Raw genomic sequence first — 19,025 nt, 5'->3', positions numbered from 1 at the left:
TTTAGACAATCTTAAACTTTTAAGTCTTTTCATTTCGCGGCTTTGCGCTGCTGTGTTTCATATCCCTCAATCTGAGCGAGCCACTGCTGCCGCATCAGCTTTCCAGCCTTCTTGGCCTTCCCGGCTTTAATGGCTTTAATGAGCTTTTGATGGCGTTCATAGGCCGTTAAATCACTCATCAGCCGTTCCTTAAAGTAACTTTGTTCGTAACTCTGTAGCTGAGCGAATAGCAGGTCCGAAAACTGGGCCGCATAGTCACTGCCACAACGACTAATCAGATAATCATGGAACTGCCGGTCAGCGGTCATCGCGTCGTGCCAGTCCTGATTGACAATCGCCTGCCGGTAGTCCTCGTTAATGGCCTTGAGCGCCTTAACGTCGGCTTTAGTCGCAGTTGTGACCATCATTTCAACCGCCGCTTGTTCTAGCCGCCCCATCAGCATGATACTGGGCACAAGCTGCTCAGCTGGTAACACCGCAACCCGGGTTCCAATGTTGGGAATGACATCCACGAAGCCCTCCGCGCTCAACTGCCGCAAGGCCTCCCGAACCGGTGTCCGACTGACCTGATACCGGTCCGCTAACACCCGATCGGCAATGGGTTCGCCACTGGTCAGTTCCCCCGTTATAATAGCCTGTCTCAACGCCTGATACACTTTTTGTCGGTTACTCGTCATTCATAACCCCTCCATTCTAATAACCGTTATTGACTTATCTTTATTTTACCCTTTAAATTTGACGAAAATGAGACGAAAGGTTGATTATTTGTGGTGTGTGGCCTATTTAAGTGGAATTTTAGCCGTCTTAATAGCTAACTTTATATTTTAGTGGGCTTCTCTTCATTGGTATAAATGAAACAAAGCGGAGGAATTTAATCATGTTTAAAAAAATCGCAATTGCTTTTTTACTAATAACAATGTTGTTTATTAACGGTATCTCTTCTCAACCTGCTTCGGCCAACCAAGTGTCTAGCGCGTACTCTTTCGATGGTAGTAAACACTTTGGCCCTATTCCTTACTACTCAATCACAAAAAGCAAAAAAGCCTATATCTGGAATAGCAGCCACACCAAACGACTACACAATTTAAAGAACTACCCTAGTACTATCTGGCTAGTATCTAACGCTTTTGTTAGACAGGTAAAGGGCAATAACGAAGTCTATTACAAGCTTTACTCAGCTTATAATCCCAAACTTAAAGGAACTGTTTGGTCTGGCTACTTGAAGAAAAATTTACAAAAACTGCCACCGCTTTTTGACAGTAGCACTGCTTATGCTAATTACCTTAAAACTAGTCGGGCAACCAAATTATCGAAGTTGGTTGCTCAGCTATTTCCTAACACACCAATTGACTTAACCCTTTCTAACTATGCTTACGAGACACACGAAAGTCTTATTAAAAACTTTTCAGACGTTCAAAGAATTGCCTTCGATGATAATCGTCTAAAGACACAAGTCCAGAAAATGGCGCCTTCAGTAGCCATTAAATATATCGAGAACCACCTCAATGCACTTGGATACACTGCCGATAAGCGCCAATCAATGACCAAATACTATATTGGAATCACAATTGCGGGTAATTCAGAAGCTATGGACAATCCAACGTTGTTTACGCTATCTCAAAAATCTCGCTACCCGACTGTTACAAAGGACCTTATCGATTTAATGGATTATAGTCATTGCACAATTGTATTGGGCATCCCAAAGTAATATGTACAAGGCCTTCCAAAAATTGGAAGGTCTTTTTATTTGATGAACACTTCACCCCTACAAACGGTTTATTTACCTGCTTTTAAATCCGATATTTCAACCTCGTGTCGAGCCAAGGCCACATCATGATTACTGAGATGTCGGTTCATATCTTGATGAACTTGATCAACCTCTTCACGCATCTTTTTAAGCTCTTGGGTCAAAGAACCGATACTAGCTTGAAGGGTTAAATTGCGATAATTAATGGGATTCACTACGATAACTCGAAATAGGTAAAATATGACAGTTACGATACTTCCCAGAACTGCAAATAACGATGCCCAGTCCTCAATTGTCAATCCTAAAAATGTCATCTCACTTTTCCCCCCTCACTTTAATTTGAGTATGATTCGCTGCTAAGTAATAACTGCGTCCAACCATTAGTCCATCACTCACCGGAGTAGCAGTAACAATGCTACCAGCCGCCAATTTTTCGCCCGTTGGCTGGGTTAGTTTAGCATCTTGATAAACTAGAACGGATGCCGCAATTACTTCATATTGACTGGTTGTCGCTGGCCATCTTTCATCTGACTGCTTTATCGAACCAGACGTTCCTGATAATCGGCCTTCGAAGTCATAGCTAAAATCCACGTGTAAGCCATGACCATTGTTGGTATACTGCCAAGCGCTGGCAGCATCAACACCAGGGGCATTGTCATTGTACGCAGCTACCCAAATAGGCGATTGTTGGTACAGTTCCGCTTGGTTGATACGGCCCTCGTTGAACCATGAGGCCGATGCGTACACCAGTTGCTTAGAATAACCCTTGTCAGCAAGATACGCCAAAAAGAGATTGATGTCATGAGTCACATTTTTCATTAAGCTACTGTCCTCTACATCAATCACAACGACCGTATTCCTATCTAATCCCAAGGCCACAATATTTTTCAAAAACCACTTCGCTTCATTAACGGGATCCTGGTCACCATATAGTTGAGAATTACCTTTAAAATAATGGTAAACCCCCACCGCGGGGAATACTTGTAACCCATTGCCAACTTGCATACCTGCTTTTGGATTAAGATAACCACTGCCATTCTCAGAACCTTCTGTCAATTTAACAATTAATGAATCGGCATATTGCCGAAGCGTCTTTAAGTAACTAATTGAGCTATCTTGATAGCTGGCAATGTCCACGACTTCTTTAGTCATTTAAATCACCCCCAGGTACGCTGACGTCAGGGTCTGCAGCAACATGTGTCGGCGTTTGGATTGTATGAATATCGCCGCCCATTTGGTGTTTATAGTCCTGGTAAGCGGCTTCAACTGTCGCATGGGCGGTGCCATCAGAAACAGCAAAACCTCGCTGCAACATTTTTTCCATTAAAAATCGAACGGCTTCATTTTTACGATCTGCTTTACTCAGATTAGCCATTACCGCCATTTCAGCAACCTGCGCATAATGATCAGCCAAGGCCATTTCTTGTTTTGTCTGGGCGTTTTTTTCAGTGTTGATCTTTGCTTGAATCAATGGGTGCAGTAACCTATATGTTGCTGGAATAACAATTAGTAAAAAACTAATACCACTGGCATAGTCAATTGTGCCATTAAACATGTTTATGACCACCTTTATTGTTTAGTCTGGATTCCATATCGGTTGAGTGTTGTTTTGGGTTAGCGCAAACTGGCGGTAATAAAATTCAAAACTTTGTCAGTGTATACTTAATTTCGTCTACCTCACCTCCTTCCCCGTATGTCGCAAAGCAGGTTAATCTCATGTGAATTGAATTTTCTGCGCTCAAATACCGGATCCATATTTTCTCCACACAAAGGAGCAACCATGAACACACTAAAAAACTGAATGGACCGGATCCCATTCAGTTCAAAAAAGTTTATTGATTCTTGGCCGACGAGTATACCCACTAACTTGACAATGCCATTACCGGGAATTAAACCCGGATTAACCTTCGCCTGGACAATAGCATTTTTACGCTTTAAACAAGCCTAATTACCGACTAACCACAGCACATCGATATGATTGTTCGCTTCTCAACGAACTTCCATGCTACTACTCTAACACCCTTATTTAGGGTATTTTGCTCGCTTTTTGCTCTAATAAAGTCGGATCGACGCGTTATCTCAATACACAAATCCTAACTCTTTTCCCAAAGCTTCAAAAAATAACTGACGTTTACGACCAACCACCGGACGACTAATATTTAATCGCATCGACACTGCCTGCAAACTTGGCTTAGGTTGTGCTTTAAAATATAATTCGTGGATAACGGCTATCGTTTCGTCATCAGCCCGCTCCAAGCAATATGCAATTGCTTGCCGGGTCTTTTCAAGGCCCTTAAGCTCACGATCAGTCACAAGATCAATCGCACGGTTTGCGGTGCTCTCATCGTACTTAAATTCAATCTTGCCGCCCCCAACATTCTCATCGCGACCCGGATAATAAGGTGTTAACAGTTCCTCTCGACGCTCTTGGATATACGCCGGTAGTCGGGGATAGTCCTGTAAAATTTCTTCGATGTGTTTAACTACTCCATTTTTCATAGTACGCCTCCTTATTGAAACTATCTTTGAGTACTCAGCAAAGATAATCCCTCAACAATCTCATTTTGCTCACTCACCGATAATCCAGCATGATCTTCTCTCACTGTATGTTCCCTTAAGACTAGGTTTCAGTTTTCGGGTTAATAATGGATTACCGATTACTACTGCCGGTTTTTATCACAATCAACCTTAACATGCATGCACCCTCATTTTTTCTACCCCAAGGACTATTATTCAATACCCAAAATCTGATTAATTCTGCAGCGAATTCGCACCGACTGTGGTGACATATCACCGTGGATAGCTCGATTTAGAACCTGTGGTGCAACGCCTAATATCTTCGCCAATTCAACCTGCTTCATATCTCGTTCAATCAAAGCCTTCTTGATAGAAATAGTGATTGATTTCACTGCAACAGCAATTTTTTCTTCAGACATTAAAAATCCCTCTTTCTGTTATTTTTTAATCAAGTTGTTGACTTATTTTTAGACCAGGTCTAATATGAGAGCATGACAAATAAGCAAAAGTCAAACCCACTCTATCAATCCACATCTCAACTGATAGACTTCAGGTCATGTTGCTTAAGTACTTGATAGGCTCATGATAAGTCTTAGTGTCAAAACAGTCAACGTTTTATTAGCCTAAGACTAAAATTCATTCTAACAACAATGAGGGGAATCCTTAATATGACAGTCCTAGAACGAATTAAAAAAATTTCCAAAAAAAAGGGATATAATCTGACAAAGGTTAATGACCTCGCCCATTTGGGGAAAAATACTATTTATTCTTGGAAAAATAAAGAACCTAGTTTTAATAACCTTCAAGCTGTCGCAAAGGTGTTAAACGTCTCTGTGGATTATCTGCTGGGTAAAACCGACGATCCATCTCCCAAGACAGAAAAACCGCACGTCGATTTAGCGGATGACAACGACTTCATCATGACGTTTGAAGGCCGGCCTATTCCGCCAGAAGATTTAGAATTAATGAAACGACTTTTGCGAGGTGGCCGCGATGAATGATTATCTGGAAGCAATGCTAAACTTTGCCTTTGACCACAATATTTCGTGCCAACTGACCAACGTTCTAAGTATTCATACACCTTCAGGAGCCTACCCTCAAGAAAGGCGTCTGGTCATCAATACTAGCTGGTATAAACCCAATCAACTACCGTTTATTGCGGCTCACGAAATCAGCCATATTCTTCACGAAGATGATGGTATCTTATACTTTCACACGGACAGTACTCGGTCAATTGAAGGTTCTGCTGATAGAGCAGCCGTTGCACTGCTGGTAGATGAATACCATAAGCGGAATGATGAAATCCCGAACTACGTGAATTTCATGCGGGACTTTGAGATACCAGCAAGTTTAGAAGACGTGGTTAAAAAGGAATTAAGAAATCAATATATGTAACTCAAGTTCAAATTTTGACGGTTACAAAAAGCTGAACTTTACGTCGTACATCGAACTCATTTCAAGAAAGTCAGCGCACCGCAAAAACTTCGATTTATTCTAAAAATTGAGCGCTTTATGCTACAATTCCAATAAGGAGGGATACTCAATGAAACGAATCGGTTTATTAAAAACTTTGGCCGTGGTCACAGCTATTATTGGCAGTGGCCTGGCTCTGAATCAAACCACCGCTCAAGCCAAGGGCTTCACCTGGCTAAAAACAAAAGATTACAGTGCTAATCCACCTTTGTATTCTGCCAATACTCCCGGCCAGTCAGTTACCATGTGGAACTGGAATCATACTAAGAAACTGCACAACTTGCGTAATTACCCCCATACCCAGTGGTCTGTTGTGCAAAGTGTCAAAATGTACAATCCAAAGAAAACGCGGGGTAATAAAACTGGTATTTACTACAAACTAGTTAAGGGCAATAAATATGGCTATGTACACCGGAATTTTGTGAACCGTGTAACCACAAGCTCTGGTACCGGTACGGTGACACCTACACCCAAGCCAAGCAATGATCTAAATAACTTACCCAAGGTTGATCCAAAGTTAATTGATGAGAAGCTCAATCAAGAGTTGATTAGCTTATTTCCGGGAGCAGTACCGGATACTAAGTTGCAGAAATTAGCGGAACAAATACCAAATGATCAGGTTTCCGGACCAATTTCAAATCAGTCAAGTACTTTTAAAACATTACTTGATTCGACGCTTAACCAATATATTATGGCCGGTTTTATGAATCGTTCCCAAGTCGATCCTAGTATTGATTTTAAATCCTTTGTACATCAGTCAATTGGATACATAGCTGCTAGGAACATGGCTGTCGATATTAACAAAAAAGTATTGGACGTTGACTATACCGGTTACCGCATTGGAGTATTTGCCTACCCAAAAAATAATGAAAACTTTGGTCATTACTTCGTTTTATTGACCAAATAGTTAGTTATGTATGCGGAGCGACTGCTCCGTTTTTTTTGTTACTTAAAAATTCCAGTGGCTCTTAAAACTCTGAGAATTTTGCCAGCCAAATCTAAATTGATCGACTGTGCCAGCTTGTTTGCTAATCCGTAAAATGGTCCACGCATTGTTGTCAATTCCATAAAGAGAACTACTTGGAATTGATTTATCGGTTCCCCGATCACCACCACGATCAGCAATACCTGCAGTTTGGGTGATAAATTGCACGCCGCCGCTGTATGCATTATTGTCGGCGTGGGTGTGCCCTGATACATACCCAATCACATTACCTGTCTGGCTTTGAAACGTGGTGATAGTGTCGTAGATTTCGCGACTATTCGATACATCACTCTTATCTACCCCGGCGTTATACTCAAATAAACCAGATTTGTATTTATCATTGTTGTCTGCACCAAGAATATTCCACCCACTATTTTCAACCCCAATTGGTACCCCATTCAATGCAATATGGTTGATAAACAACACTTTCCGATCACGTGGCATCGTGTTTAAGGTGCCCTTCAGCCAACTAACCTGTTTGGGGCTATAACGGTTGTACCCATGCCGGAAACTCTTCCAATGCATCCCACCATCACTACCTGTGGGAGCCACATCTGGTTGATCAAAACCATCTAAAACCACTACAGTAATCTTGCTATTCGGAATATCATACGTACCAAATACCGCATTATTTGGATTGTCAGTACCTGTAGCTCGTTTAAGCACTGGACTGTTTCGAAGGTTCCATGCTTCTGAATTGGTCAGCAGTTGATTTTCTTGATACCCGGCCATATCTCTGACATAACCGGAATTATCATCATGGTTCCCCTGTAAGATGATATACGGCCGGTGACTCGTTTTAATCGCATCAACTGCCTGTTCAACATCAATGCGACTCAAATTCTTATCCTTCACCCCATCATTCACGTCACCACCGTGGACCACTAAATCAACTGGATAAGTTTTCGCATACCAACTCATTAACTGCATGCTGTGGAGTACTCGTGCCGATGCCGGTGTGGCATAACTATCAAAGTGAGTATCTGTAATATAGGCAATAATCACATCATCAGAATGCTTGCCTAATTCGACTTGGTCATGTAAAGCCTGTAGTTGAGCCTGTTCATCAGTACTTGGGGTAAAAGTCTCTGAAACAGGTTCTTGCACTGGCGTTTCGTTATATTCCCAACCAGTGACGATATTGCCAAATCCGTCTCCTCCTTTTGTAACACCATGAACAGTTTTGGTGTATGGCCAAACCATTTCATAAACTTGTTCCGTGTTTTGATCCTGAACATACTCTTTACCAGCCGCATTTTTCAATGTCATGCTAATCGCAGAATCATTATTTCGCTTAATGTAGTTTAAAAATTCCAATTGTGCGATTGGCAAGTAATTACCATTCGTCAGTTTCACCCAAATACGTTTATGGTCATCGACGCCGTTAGTCTTAGCAACATATGACAATTTAGTTGTGCCAGCATAATGTTTAGTGCCTTTTGTACCGCCCGCAAAGTCTGGTGTAGTCCGTTCTTGCGCGCCATTTTTCATGACAACCCAACCGCTCATAGGAAACTCATAACCATTCAAAGAAGATACTGGCGCAGCACCGCTTAGTGAATAGTTTTGTGAGATTTCACCTGGTGTACGCCCCGACTCCGTGGTCCCCGTATTACCACCAGTTGACCCTTTACTATAAACCGGGTCTCCGGCGTTACTATCCTCACCGTAGTATCGGAACGGGTTAATTGTTGCGTATGGGACGTAGAAGGTGCCTTGACCATAATGTTGATACTCTAACCAATAGTGATTGTCAGCCTTAACTTTGGCCACGTACACGACTTGATCGCCAGACCCAAACTTATCACCATTTTTGGTTCCAGCCATTAGGGTTTCATTACGTCCTGCTGCATTTTCATCAAAAGTAAACGTGCCGTCCATAGCTACTCGCGTGCCATCTGCGGTTTGGCCAGACAAATCAGCACCAGCTTGGCCTGTAACCTTCCCTAATTCGTTTGAATCCGGATCGCCGCCGGTATTACCACCATCGGTTGTCACATTGTAAACCGGTACAATATCGTTACTATCGGTTCCAATTGTCCGCCATGGTGAAATAAACGCGTAAGGGACATACAAAGTCTGACCACTAGTTTCGATATATTCTAACCAATAACGATCGCTCGTCTTGATTTTAGCTTGATAGTCACAAGTGGTCCCCGCCACCCAGTGATCCGTACCGGTTAGGCTAATATCAGTGCTAGTGCGCCCCCAAGCATTGCTTGTAAAGGTAAATTGTCCACTAATCGCTAACCGCGTACCATCAGGTGTTTGGTCTGCAATACTTTCAGCTTGCGGTCCAGTGACCGTCCCTAAAGAATTTGTATCAATTGTCATAATAAAACTCCGTTCTATATTTTTTATTTTAGCGATTGGCCAATCACTGACTTAAGTCTAGTCAAAACTCACTGCTGTGCCGCTCGGCCTTCGCTCACTTTTGGCTCACTTTTCGCTCTCAAAATAGTTAATATATTTATGGTTTATGACTGAAAATTTGGCAAAATAAAAAGGCCACCCGTAGGTCACCTTTTCACCGCTATTGAATCGTTCCAAACCTTTTTAATAGGAAACTTTACCTGACACCGTTATACTTTAAGCAAAGGATGTGACCTACAATGAAAAAAAGAACATTCCGTTTACCAACACAAACCGCAGCAATTGCGGCGGGAACAGTGGCTGGCATTGTTGGCGGGTTTGTGAAACTCGGTTGGGAAAACGTGTTACCCCCACGGACGCCCGATCGTGACAAAGTCAATCCGCCAATGACGCTACTGCATCAAATAGGGGTACCAAATAAAATTCTCGATTCGACTTATACCTATTCTGACCATAAAATTTTGTGGCCAAGTTTAGCGGTCCACTTTGCTTTTTCCACTGGTTTTGGCGTCTTTTATGAATTAGCAGCTCGTCATATTCCAGCCCTCAAGGCAGGGCACGGCATCCCATTTGGCCTCGCCGTTTTCGGTGTCTTCCACCACGGTCTCTTACCCGCTCTTGGCACCGTCCCGCGAGCCAAGGATCAACCTGTTGAAGAGCACCTTTCAGAAGCTCTTGGTCACGCCATTTGGATGTGGAGTATCAACGAGTTAGCCGACCAGCTACTCGCAGCCAAAACCAAGGCTTAACCACAACGTAACGTCGCTTTAACAGTTATGAAATATTCGCCCTTTATGATAGCCTTAGCACTTATCGTAAAGGGGTTATTTTTTTCATGTTGACGTTTAAATCACGGATTGCTACGGGCTTAATGTTTTTGGGAGTCTTGTTTGGTCTCTCAAGTGGACTTGCTTTCTCGCCAAATGATCAAGCCGTCGTGGCGCAAGCAGCCACCACGAAAAAATTATCAATTAACCAACAAATTGCCCAAGTAAACGCTGGGCTATCAAAAAAAGAGCAAGCGGCTAAGAACTGGATTGCCTACCGCGAATCACGAGGCTACTACTTCGTTTCAAACGGTCAATGTTACGGCCGTTACCAGCTGTTACGAGCTTACTTGCACGGTGATTATTCCCGGGTCAATCAAGAACGAACCGCCAACAAGTATGTGAACGGCCGTTACGGGTCATGGACGAACGCCAAGCGCTTCTGGCAAGCGCACCACTGGTACTAAATTTTTAAATAACACGCAAAACAGCTTACCCGATTGCCGGATAAGCTGTTTTTAGTTGCCCCTTATTGCATCTGACCCGCCTTAACGGTTCGACCCTGTAACAAGGACAGGGCAAAGGCCAAAATAATGATGATCAGAGAAATGAGAAAGGCCACATGCATCCCAAAAATAAACGTTTGCGGCTGGCTTGGCAGATAGGTCGTGACCCGAAAACCCGCCCGTGCCGACATTGCCAAAAAGAGGGCACTTGTGGAAAGCGCCGTGCCAGAAATCATCCCAATATTTCGGGCTAATGCGTTGAGACTGCCTGCACTTCCCAGCTGATCTCGTGGGACCACGGACATCACAATATCACTATTCGGCGATTGAAATAATCCGGACCCAATGGCCATCACAATGGTCACCGCAACGTAGACCCACATCGGACTCGTCAGGGTCATAAAAATGTACCCAGCTTGACCAATCGCCACAATCAATAATCCAATCGTTGCCACCTTAGCCTGTGAAAACCGATCAGCCATGAAGCCTCCAATCGGCCCAGCAAAAACCATCACAACTGGGAAAATTACTAAGAGAAGACCCGCCTGACTAGCCGTTAACCGCCGCGCATCTTCAAGGTAGAACGGAATGATAACCACGGTAAAAAAGTTCGATAAGAAAATCAGCACCGCTGCGCCGACCCCGTAAGTAAACGGTTTGATTTTAAATAACGATAACGGCATTAGGGGCTCCGGCGCCCGCTTTTCGCTTCGAATAAACAGCCAAAGCATCACGATTGCAACGGCGTACAACCCGAGTGGGACCGGCTTGAAGTAGCCCACTTCCTGGCCGATGAAAACGGCAAGAAAGAAACTGACAATTAACAGGGCAAAGCTCCCAAATCCGGCCCAGTCAATCTTGCCACTCGCAGCCGGTGTGGCCTTGGGCAAAACTGCAACACCTAGGAGTACGGCGATAATCCCAATGGGAAGGTTCACCCAAAAAATATAACCCCAGCTCAATTTCGCTAAAATCAACCCGCCGAGCCCTGGACCAGCTACCGCACCTAACGCCACAAAGGTCCCAATGAACCCCATGGCCCGCCCGCGTTCCTTTAAATCAAACGTTGACGTGGTAATACCATACGTATTCGACAAGGTCATAGCGGCCCCGATGCCTTGAATAATCCGGCCAACTAATAAGAAACTAAAATTGACTTGTAACCCCGATAAAAACGACCCAAGCAAAAACACGATTGTGCCAAACCGAAAAATCTTGATTTTTCCATACAGGTCGCCAAGCTTACCAAAAAATAATAATAGCGCACTCACAATAATTAAATAGATGGAGACCACCCATTCAATCTGATTCATTGGGACTGTTAGCTGTTTCGCCATCAACGGCATTGCAATGTTCACAATACTAGCATCCAAGTTTGACATAAATGCAAATAATCCAATGGAAATTAAAATCCACCAACGGTTTTGGTTCTCTTTTTCAGCCACCAAACTCGCACCTCCATATCCCTCAGTCTACAAAGAGATTATAGCGCCAAACCCGTTATCGCCCTCGTAAAACGACTTGCTGACCACCGAAAATCTGCTGAATCATCAAAAAAGCAGTGGGCTTGACTGAATCCGTCAAACCCACTGCTTTTTTCAGTTTAAACTCAATTTGGAGCGCTCATTTCTTTTTTGAATGGTTCAACTGACGCTGAAGCTGTGTGACCTGCTTTGAGAGCGCCCGTACCTCCTGAAGTAACGCCGTCATTTCCGGATCCGAAGGCTTCGTTTGAGCGGCCCGTTTTGTAAAGAATTCCGTAATGGTACTGGTCAGTAACCCGATAAACCCAATTCCGCCGAACATGAGGGCCGTTGCAATTAGTTTCCCCCAGGCGGTATGGGGCGAATCATCGCCGTAACCGACCGTGGTCGCAGTTGTCACCGCCCACCAGAGCGCACTAGGCAGGCTTTGGCGTTCAACAATTGAGAACAACCAGGCGCTGATACAAATAATCACGATACTGATGGAAAATAAGTAAATAAACCCAGTATCATACATAAACCGGTGAAAATTACGCGTCCATTTCCCATCAATCCCCAGTTTGTAAAACAGGTGATGAATGCGGATAATGCGCAAGAGGCGACCTAGTCGAAATAACGCAAACCCCGGATGCATCGGAATAATTCCTAACAGATCTAGGGCGTTTTCAATCAAAAAAGTCTTGCGGTTGCTAACTAGTGCTAATCGAGCAACATAATCAATGGTGTATATCGCCCACAGCACTGTATTGGCAACGCGGACCCCTGGTGGCACTTGGACCTTGAACAGCAGTAGTCCCGCAATACCAGCTGATGCTAAAATCATCAGCGTCATCAGGACATGATAACTGACCAACCATTTTTGCTTCATCATACTTGCCTATTCCCCCTGATAAATGGCCTTCAATCCCCGAATATCAGACTGAGCCAACGCGGTTTCTCCCTGATCAACTGGATACATGACAGAACGTCGAGAACTGCTGTGATCAAGTCCTAAAGCGTGGCCAAGTTCATGAATGGCAACCGACAATTTTACGCCATATTGGGGATACGACACGTTTAATCCAGCACGCGCCTTATTGACCGTATACGCGCCCACCCCAAGCCGCTGAATAATCTTGGGGCCCCCATGACCCGCTTCAATCATGCCTTGTTGGGACTTATCCATGTGTTTCTTATACACGAAAAAAGTCACGGCATTATCTGACGTCCCCGCCGAGCCCGGGATCAACTTAACGATTCCGGTCGCATTATAAATGGAAACGGCCCGTTGGAAAACGCTCCGCTCGCTGGCCGTCATGCCGCTAGCAAACGTGTAATAATACGTCGGACTCAGAGTCTTGTCAGAGACAATGGATTCCGTCGGTGTCATTTGCTTGCCATCAGCGGTCGTTTGTTGCTGATTGGTTGATTGACTGCTTGATGTCGGGGCTGTCAACGTTGGGGTCAACGCGTCAAGCTGGCGCCAAAACGACAAGGGCGCTGGTTGACCGTCCACCTTCAGTGGAATAAACACCACGACAATTATCATTGTCAGCCATAATAACCATGACCTTTTCATCACCCGTTCCCCCTAGTTAATCGGTAGTGTCACACTAAATACGGCCCCTTTTGGGTGGTTATCGCGAACAGTAATGCGGCCACGGTGTTGGTCCACGATCCACTTAGCAATCGCGAGCCCTAACCCGTTGCCCCCCGTTTTTGAATTACGGGACTGGTCCGTTCGGTAAAACCGGTCAAAGACGCGAACTTTGTCGTCGTCAGCAATCCCCGCCCCCGTGTCCGCCACTTCTAAGTGCAAGTTATCATGACTGCGGGTGACACGAACCGTCACCGTCCCGGTTGGCGGCGTGTACTTGATGGCATTATCCAGTAAAATCACCATTAATTGGCGAATAAAATCAGTATCAATTCGACCCTGACCGCTAAGCTTAACGACTGGATTAAACGCCTTTTGCTGACTAGTGGCGATCTCGGCATACGGTTTGAGAATACCATCAAACCACGGCTCAAGGTCGACAGATTGCCGGTTAATTTGGATGGTTCCCGAATCCGACCGTGCCAGCACCAATAGCCGGTTTGTTAGCGTTTTTAAGTGTTTTACTTCACCCAGAGCCGTCGAAATTTCGTCAATTTGGGTCATCACTTGATCCTTAGGCTTCGTCAGCATGTACTCTAACTGGTTTTGGATCACCGTTAGTGGCGTTCGTAATTCATGAGCTGCATTGGCACTAAAATCACGTTGCCGTCGCCAAGACTGAATGATGGGCTTCATACTAGACCGCGACAGGAAGTAGGCCACCGCGATTGCCAAGATCCAAAAGAACACCAACGTGACTAAAAGAGCCTTTCTAAAACTACTGATAGCCAATAGATCGGCGTCAACGTTTTCTAAAATCAAGACGTAGTTTCCCCGATACATCGGGTTTGTATTGGTTGTTGGAACCTTGATTAACAGCGTTCTAAAATGGCTGGTCACGGTCCCCGAGGACAACACGACTTCCTGGATCTTATTGAGCTGAGTCTTATCTAGTGTCGAGTTTTTCAATAAATTATAGTTTCTGGTTCCCAGCCAGCCCGCGTTTAAGATTTTGCCATTCCCGTCAAACACAATAGTGTTCGCCCGAAATGGACCGGCCGCTTCCGGAGGCTGGACGCCGCGGCTACCAGGATCACGTTTAAAGGCATCTTGAGGCGTGTTTTTTAATATTCGGTTGCGTTCTCCCTGTAATCCCTGATCAATATTATGGTAGACCGATTCGTGAAAGAAAAAGTACACAACCCCACCTAACGTCGCAAATAAAATGGCAAACATCACCAACTCTTTGATAAAAAGTTGGAATTGCTGCCGCTTTTCTGGCGTAGATTTTTGATTCTTTTTGCTCACTGGTTATCCTCCGTCTCAAGCATATAACCCACGTTTCGCAACGTTCTAATTGGCTGACTGTCCGCCTTTGCTTTGATTTTTTTACGTAAATTACTCATATAAACTTCGACCACCGTCAGGGCTGTTTCTGAATCGAACCCCCACAGCCGATCGAAAATCTGATCCTTAGTAATAATGGTGTCGGGATTTTGCAGGAAGTAGACCAATAGATCATATTCCTTGCCGTTTAACTCTAATGTCTGACTGTTAATCGCAACTGTGCGGTTATTCAAGTTCGCCGTAAATTGGCCAACTGTTAACTGGTTGTCAACACCTAATCGCCCTGATCGCTTGAGGAGTGCCTTGACTCGCATGAGCAACTCTTGCCTGTGAAACGGCTTGGTCAAGTAGTCATCCGCACCCAGTTGAAATCCGTGGACCTTATCATCTAAGGTGTCTTTGGCCGTTAAAATCAGCACCGGCATGTCTAACTTAGCCTCAGTGCGCCAGTATTTTAATACGTCGTACCCATTAATTTGGGGCAGCATTAAGTCCAGTACGGCTAAGTCATAGATCCCTTCCTGCCCCAGCATCTGGCCTTCAAAGCCGTCGTGACTCACCGTTGTCTCAGCTAGTTCGCTTAAAAAGCGGTCTAACGAGGCAGCCAGCGCTTCGTCGTCTTCAATAATTAATACCTTTAATTCGTTCATTAGCAGTCCTCCAGATAACTATCCTTTCATTCAAAATAGCGATTTTTTCGCATCAGGTCAACTAGCATTAGCATTTCTTAACTCATTTTGGCTTTTAAGTTTATTTTAGGGTGGGCTTAGTAGACTAATGTCATCAACTCATAAAAGGAGGCAAAACGGTGCCCAAAAATGGTCAGCAATTCATCAAATTTGGTCTAACTGGCGGTCTTAACACCGGCCTGACCTACGTTATCTATTTATTATTGGTTCACCTTACAACCCCCACTGTCGCCATGGCGGTGGGCTATGGTCTGACATCCCTAGTCGGATTGACGCTCAACAACCACTGGGTTTTTAACGCTCATCAAGCCGTTCGTAGCGTAGCTTGGAAATACTATGCCACATACGGCTTCACGTGGTTACTTAGCGTTGGGTTCACCCACGTTGCCAGCACCAATTGGCAACTCCCCACTTGGCTTATTCCAATTGGGAGTCTCATGTTGACGATCCCCCTCAATTTTTTGCTTAGCAAATTCTGGGTTTTCTCGCAACATCATCATTTTAAGGAGGCCAGACACTATGGCAACTAATTCAATCGAACCCAGCTCTTCGTTTAAGCAACCGCAGCGACGATTCAACGTTGACTGGATTTTATCCGTCATTCTACTACTCGCCCTTTTCCTCTATGGTTGGCAAATTTGGAAGGCCGGTAGCGCCAACAGCTTTTACACGGCCGCTATCGAAAGTATGACCCAGAGTTTTAAGAACTTCTGGTTCGCCAGCTTTGACCCCGCCGGTTATATCACGGTGGATAAACCACCCGTTGCCCTTTGGTTCATGGCCATCAGTGCCAAGGTCTTCGGTCTCCATGGCTGGAGTATTGTGCTCCCATCCGTCCTGTTCGGGGTTGGGTCAGTTTACTTAATGTATCGCCTTGTTAAACCGTACTTTGGCCGGCTTGCGGGGAACCTAGCCGCCTTAGCCATGACCATCACCCCAATTGTTGTGGCCGATTCCCGGACCAACAACATGGACGCAACCCTGGTCTTCTTTTTACTCCTAGCCTTTCTCTTCCTTGAAAAGGCCATTGACCGGCACAGCACGTGGTGGCTGGTCGGGTCGTTCGCCCTTATCGGGGTCGCTTTTAACGTTAAAATGTTACAGGCTTTCATGGTTCTGCCAGCAATGTATCTCTTCTACTGGATTGCGGCCAAGGAGAATTGGAAGAAAAAAATCCTCAAGACCGTTTACGCAACGGTCGCCCTCGTCGTCTTCACCCTTGCTTGGCCCTTATCAGTCGACCTGACTAGTGCCAGCAACCGCCCCTACGAAGGCGGGTCGGAGCACAACTCCGTGCTCGAACTGGCCTTTGGGTACAACGGCTCTGAACGACTCCTAGGCCAAACAACCGGAACGGGCGGTGCTTTCCCGGGAATGGGCAATAACAAGTCCTCAAAATCTGGTCAACCTGGTGGCGCCACAGGTTCCAAAAAAATGGGCACCCCACCGACTGGTTCTAAAAATGCCCCAAAAATGGGCACCCCACCAAGTGGAACTAAAGGTAAAGCCCCCGAAGGGATGGGAGCTGGTGGCCCAGGCGGTAAAGCCGGCTCTAAAAAAGGCGGTATGGGCGGCGGTGGCGGCGCCTTCAATATCGGTACCGCTGGTCCATTCCGACTTTTCCAACAGGAACTCGGTCCCCAAATTAGTTGGCTACTGCCATTTGCCATCTTCGGCTTACTCGGTGGCTTAACCTTCTATCGTGACCGCAAGCGGAAGTGGTACGCTTTTTCTCACGAACAAAAGCAGCTCGTGTTATGGGCGGGCTGGTTAGTTCCCGTCTACGGCTTCTTCAGCGTTGCCGGCTTCTTCCACCCCTACTACACGATTATGTTGGCACCAGCCATCGCGGCCCTCTTCGGGATTGGCGTTAAGGCCCTAACGAGTCTCTACCACGAGACCGGCCTGGCAAACTGGCGCTTCTACCTACTGCCACTGGCCCTCACCAGCACAGCTGCACTGCAAGCCTGGTACGTCTACGATTACTACCCGTGGTTAACTTGGCTGATTCTCGGTCTTGGGATCGTCGTCAGTCTCGCACTCATCTTCATTCGAAACCGACGGGCAACCCTACCGCTCATTTCCCTTGGGCTATTAGGCATCATGGTTGCCCCCGGCTGGTGGTCATTGACCCCAACCATCGCAGCCGAATCCGCGCAAATTCCAACGGCCGGACCTGATCTCCTAACCAGTAATGGCGGGGGCGGCATGGCTGGTGGAATGGGCGACCAGATCAACACTAAACTGTTGAACTACGTCGTCAAGCATCAAGGCAACGCCAAGTACCTGTTCGCAACCGCTGATTCTAGCACGGCCGCACCTTACATCATTAAAACGGGTAAGGCCGTCATGGCAATGGGTGGGTTCAACGGTACTGACCCGGCAATGACGCTGAAACAATTCAAGAAACTCGTGAAGACCGGCCAACTGAAGTACTACTACGACGGTGGTAAATCTGGTGGCTCGACTAATAACGCCATCGTTAGTTGGATTAAGAAACACGCCACTAAAGTGAAGAGTAGCGAGTACCAGTCAACAACGGCCACTTCGACGACTAATAAGCAACCATCAACTGGCACGACAACCCCACCAACGAGTGGTCATCAAGGCAAAAAGCCAACGATGAAGCCGGGCAAGAAGCCAACCGGAAACGGCAAGGCACCAGCTTCGACAACTAAGAAGTCGACAACTGGTCAGTCAGCCGCTCAACCAGGTGGCGGTATGGGCGGTCCAAACAGTTCTGGTACCCTGTACGACCTCAGCACCATCTTTGATTAAATCCACCGGTAAGGAGGAATTCTCATGAACAAAATCACGGATAACATCTCGATCGTCCTGCCCGTCTTTAATGAAGAAGCCGGTATCTTGGACACAATTGACGTTTTAGAAAACTTTATTACGAATCAACTTCCCCGCTACGAACTGATTTTCGTCGACGACGGCTCTCAAGATACCAGCGCCCAATTGATTCAACAAGCACAAGAAAACTACGACAATATTCGCCTCGTTCAATTTTCCCGAAATTTCGGTCATCAGTTAGCGATTACGGCCGGCATTCGTTACGCGACCGGCGATGCCGTCGTCGTGATGGATGCCGATCTACAAGACCCGCCAGCTGTGATTCCCGAAATGATCGATAAGTGGCATGACGGCTACGATGTCGTGTATGGTAAGCGCCTGTCCCGTGACGGCGAAAGTTGGTTCAAAAAAGTGACGGCTAAGGCGTTCTACCGCATCCTTCACGCCATGACCAGCGTTGACATGCCTGTCGACACCGGCGACTTCCGCCTAATGGACAAGAAGGTGATTGCCGAACTCAAAACGATGGACGAGACTGAACCCTTTGTTCGCGGAATGGTCAGCTGGGTCGGCTTCAAACAGACCGACGTGAGTTACGAACGGCAAGAACGCAACGCCGGCGTGACCAAGTACCCGCTGAAAAAAATGTTGCGCCTCGCCACGGACGGCCTGACCTCGTTTTCCGACCTGCCGCTCAAGCTCACCAATTGGTTAGGTGGTCTCGCCATCGCGATTGGCTTTGGCTACGGCCTCGTCAGCCTG

At 45.7% G+C, this 19,025-nt stretch carries 21 protein-coding genes; 9 read left to right on the top strand and 12 right to left on the bottom strand.

From position 1 onward, the window contains the following. Positions 1-29: 29 nt before the first annotated feature. A complete protein-coding gene (locus tag FC96_RS09055) occupies positions 30-677 on the bottom strand; it encodes a GntR family transcriptional regulator (RefSeq protein ID WP_056942762.1) in 648 nt (215 codons plus the stop codon). A 200-nt stretch (positions 678-877) separates the two neighbouring features. Between FC96_RS09055 and FC96_RS09050 the strand changes: the two genes are divergently transcribed. After that, the gene (locus FC96_RS09050) at positions 878-1,708 is read left to right on the top strand and encodes a hypothetical protein (protein ID WP_056942761.1); all 831 of its coding nucleotides are present in this window, start codon (positions 878-880) and stop codon (positions 1,706-1,708) included. Positions 1,709-1,776: 68 nt separating this feature from the next. Here the strand turns inward: FC96_RS09050 and FC96_RS09045 are convergent, their stop codons facing one another. The 5 genes from FC96_RS09045 to FC96_RS09025 form a co-directional block, all read right to left on the bottom strand. Then, a complete protein-coding gene (locus FC96_RS09045) occupies positions 1,777-2,061 on the bottom strand; it encodes a hypothetical protein (RefSeq protein ID WP_054660034.1) in 285 nt (94 codons plus the stop codon). Position 2,062: 1 nt separating this feature from the next. Then, complete coding sequence (locus tag FC96_RS09040; RefSeq protein ID WP_054660032.1) at positions 2,063-2,899, bottom strand: GH25 family lysozyme; 837 nt, start codon at positions 2,897-2,899, stop codon at positions 2,063-2,065. After that, positions 2,892-3,302: a phage holin, LLH family gene (locus FC96_RS09035; RefSeq protein ID WP_056942760.1), complete on the bottom strand. Its 411-nt coding sequence runs from the start codon at positions 3,300-3,302 to the stop codon at positions 2,892-2,894. The genes FC96_RS09040 and FC96_RS09035 overlap by 8 nt, the downstream gene beginning before the upstream one ends. A gap of 524 nt (positions 3,303-3,826) precedes the next feature. Further along, positions 3,827-4,246, bottom strand: coding sequence for a hypothetical protein (locus FC96_RS09030; protein ID WP_056942759.1), 420 nt, complete (start codon positions 4,244-4,246; stop codon positions 3,827-3,829). Between the two features lie 230 nt (positions 4,247-4,476). Next, positions 4,477-4,683 (bottom strand): helix-turn-helix domain-containing protein, encoded by a 207-nt coding sequence (locus FC96_RS09025; RefSeq protein WP_056942758.1) that lies wholly within the window; start codon positions 4,681-4,683, stop codon positions 4,477-4,479. A 249-nt stretch (positions 4,684-4,932) separates the two neighbouring features. Between FC96_RS09025 and FC96_RS09020 the strand changes: the two genes are divergently transcribed. The 3 genes from FC96_RS09020 (at position 4,933) to FC96_RS09010 (ending at position 6,644) form a co-directional block, all read left to right on the top strand. Next, a complete protein-coding gene (locus FC96_RS09020) occupies positions 4,933-5,265 on the top strand; it encodes a helix-turn-helix domain-containing protein (RefSeq protein WP_056942757.1) in 333 nt (110 codons plus the stop codon). Next, the gene (locus FC96_RS09015) at positions 5,258-5,659 is read left to right on the top strand and encodes an ImmA/IrrE family metallo-endopeptidase (RefSeq protein ID WP_054660023.1); all 402 of its coding nucleotides are present in this window, start codon (positions 5,258-5,260) and stop codon (positions 5,657-5,659) included. Before FC96_RS09020 ends, FC96_RS09015 begins: the two co-directional genes overlap by 8 nt. A gap of 148 nt (positions 5,660-5,807) precedes the next feature. Further along, positions 5,808-6,644, top strand: a complete 837-nt coding sequence (locus FC96_RS09010) for a hypothetical protein (protein ID WP_056942756.1) — start codon at positions 5,808-5,810, stop codon at positions 6,642-6,644. 42 nt (positions 6,645-6,686) lie between these two features. Here FC96_RS09010 and FC96_RS09005 read toward each other — a convergent pair whose 3' ends face one another. Beyond that, entirely contained in the window at positions 6,687-9,056 is a 2,370-nt protein-coding gene (locus tag FC96_RS09005; protein WP_056942755.1) for a metallophosphoesterase family protein, read from the bottom strand. Between the two features lie 278 nt (positions 9,057-9,334). Here FC96_RS09005 and FC96_RS09000 point away from each other — a divergent pair, with 278 nt between their 5' ends. Next, positions 9,335-9,844 (top strand): DUF1440 domain-containing protein, encoded by a 510-nt coding sequence (locus FC96_RS09000; RefSeq protein WP_056942754.1) that lies wholly within the window; start codon positions 9,335-9,337, stop codon positions 9,842-9,844. 86 nt (positions 9,845-9,930) lie between these two features. Beyond that, a complete protein-coding gene (locus FC96_RS08995) occupies positions 9,931-10,329 on the top strand; it encodes an aggregation-promoting factor C-terminal-like domain-containing protein (protein WP_056942753.1) in 399 nt (132 codons plus the stop codon). A 62-nt stretch (positions 10,330-10,391) separates the two neighbouring features. Here FC96_RS08995 and FC96_RS08990 read toward each other — a convergent pair whose 3' ends face one another. From FC96_RS08990 to FC96_RS08970, 5 genes are all read right to left on the bottom strand, one after another. Next, on the bottom strand, positions 10,392-11,813 hold the full coding sequence (locus FC96_RS08990) for an MFS transporter (RefSeq protein WP_235804748.1): 1,422 nt from the start codon (positions 11,811-11,813) through the stop codon (positions 10,392-10,394). Between the two features lie 178 nt (positions 11,814-11,991). Then, positions 11,992-12,723 carry a potassium channel family protein gene (locus tag FC96_RS08985; protein ID WP_056942751.1) on the bottom strand — a complete coding sequence of 244 codons (732 nt, stop codon included), beginning with the start codon at positions 12,721-12,723 and terminating at the stop codon, positions 11,992-11,994. Between the two features lie 6 nt (positions 12,724-12,729). Further along, entirely contained in the window at positions 12,730-13,410 is a 681-nt protein-coding gene (locus tag FC96_RS08980) for a matrixin family metalloprotease (RefSeq protein ID WP_156403205.1), read from the bottom strand. A gap of 12 nt (positions 13,411-13,422) precedes the next feature. Then, positions 13,423-14,664, bottom strand: coding sequence for a sensor histidine kinase (locus FC96_RS08975; protein ID WP_056942811.1), 1,242 nt, complete (start codon positions 14,662-14,664; stop codon positions 13,423-13,425). Between the two features lie 68 nt (positions 14,665-14,732). After that, a complete protein-coding gene (locus FC96_RS08970) occupies positions 14,733-15,425 on the bottom strand; it encodes a response regulator transcription factor (protein ID WP_056942750.1) in 693 nt (230 codons plus the stop codon). 158 nt (positions 15,426-15,583) lie between these two features. On the opposite strand from FC96_RS08970, the gene FC96_RS08965 reads away from it, so the two are divergent. The 3 genes from FC96_RS08965 to FC96_RS08955 form a co-directional block, all read left to right on the top strand. Further along, positions 15,584-15,994 (top strand): GtrA family protein, encoded by a 411-nt coding sequence (locus tag FC96_RS08965; protein ID WP_056942749.1) that lies wholly within the window; start codon positions 15,584-15,586, stop codon positions 15,992-15,994. After that, positions 15,984-18,242, top strand: coding sequence for a glycosyltransferase family 39 protein (locus tag FC96_RS08960; RefSeq protein WP_056942748.1), 2,259 nt, complete (start codon positions 15,984-15,986; stop codon positions 18,240-18,242). The genes FC96_RS08965 and FC96_RS08960 overlap by 11 nt, the downstream gene beginning before the upstream one ends. Positions 18,243-18,266: 24 nt before the next feature. Further along, positions 18,267-19,025, top strand: a 759-nt coding sequence (locus FC96_RS08955) for a glycosyltransferase family 2 protein (RefSeq protein WP_056942747.1), incomplete at its 3' end; no start/stop codon positions are given.

Source organism: Secundilactobacillus kimchicus JCM 15530 (assembly GCF_001433995.1).
In the GTDB taxonomy this organism is placed as follows: domain Bacteria; phylum Bacillota; class Bacilli; order Lactobacillales; family Lactobacillaceae; genus Secundilactobacillus; species Secundilactobacillus kimchicus.
Note: the sequence above shows the minus strand (reverse complement) of the source record. Positions and strands in the feature narration are given on the sequence as shown.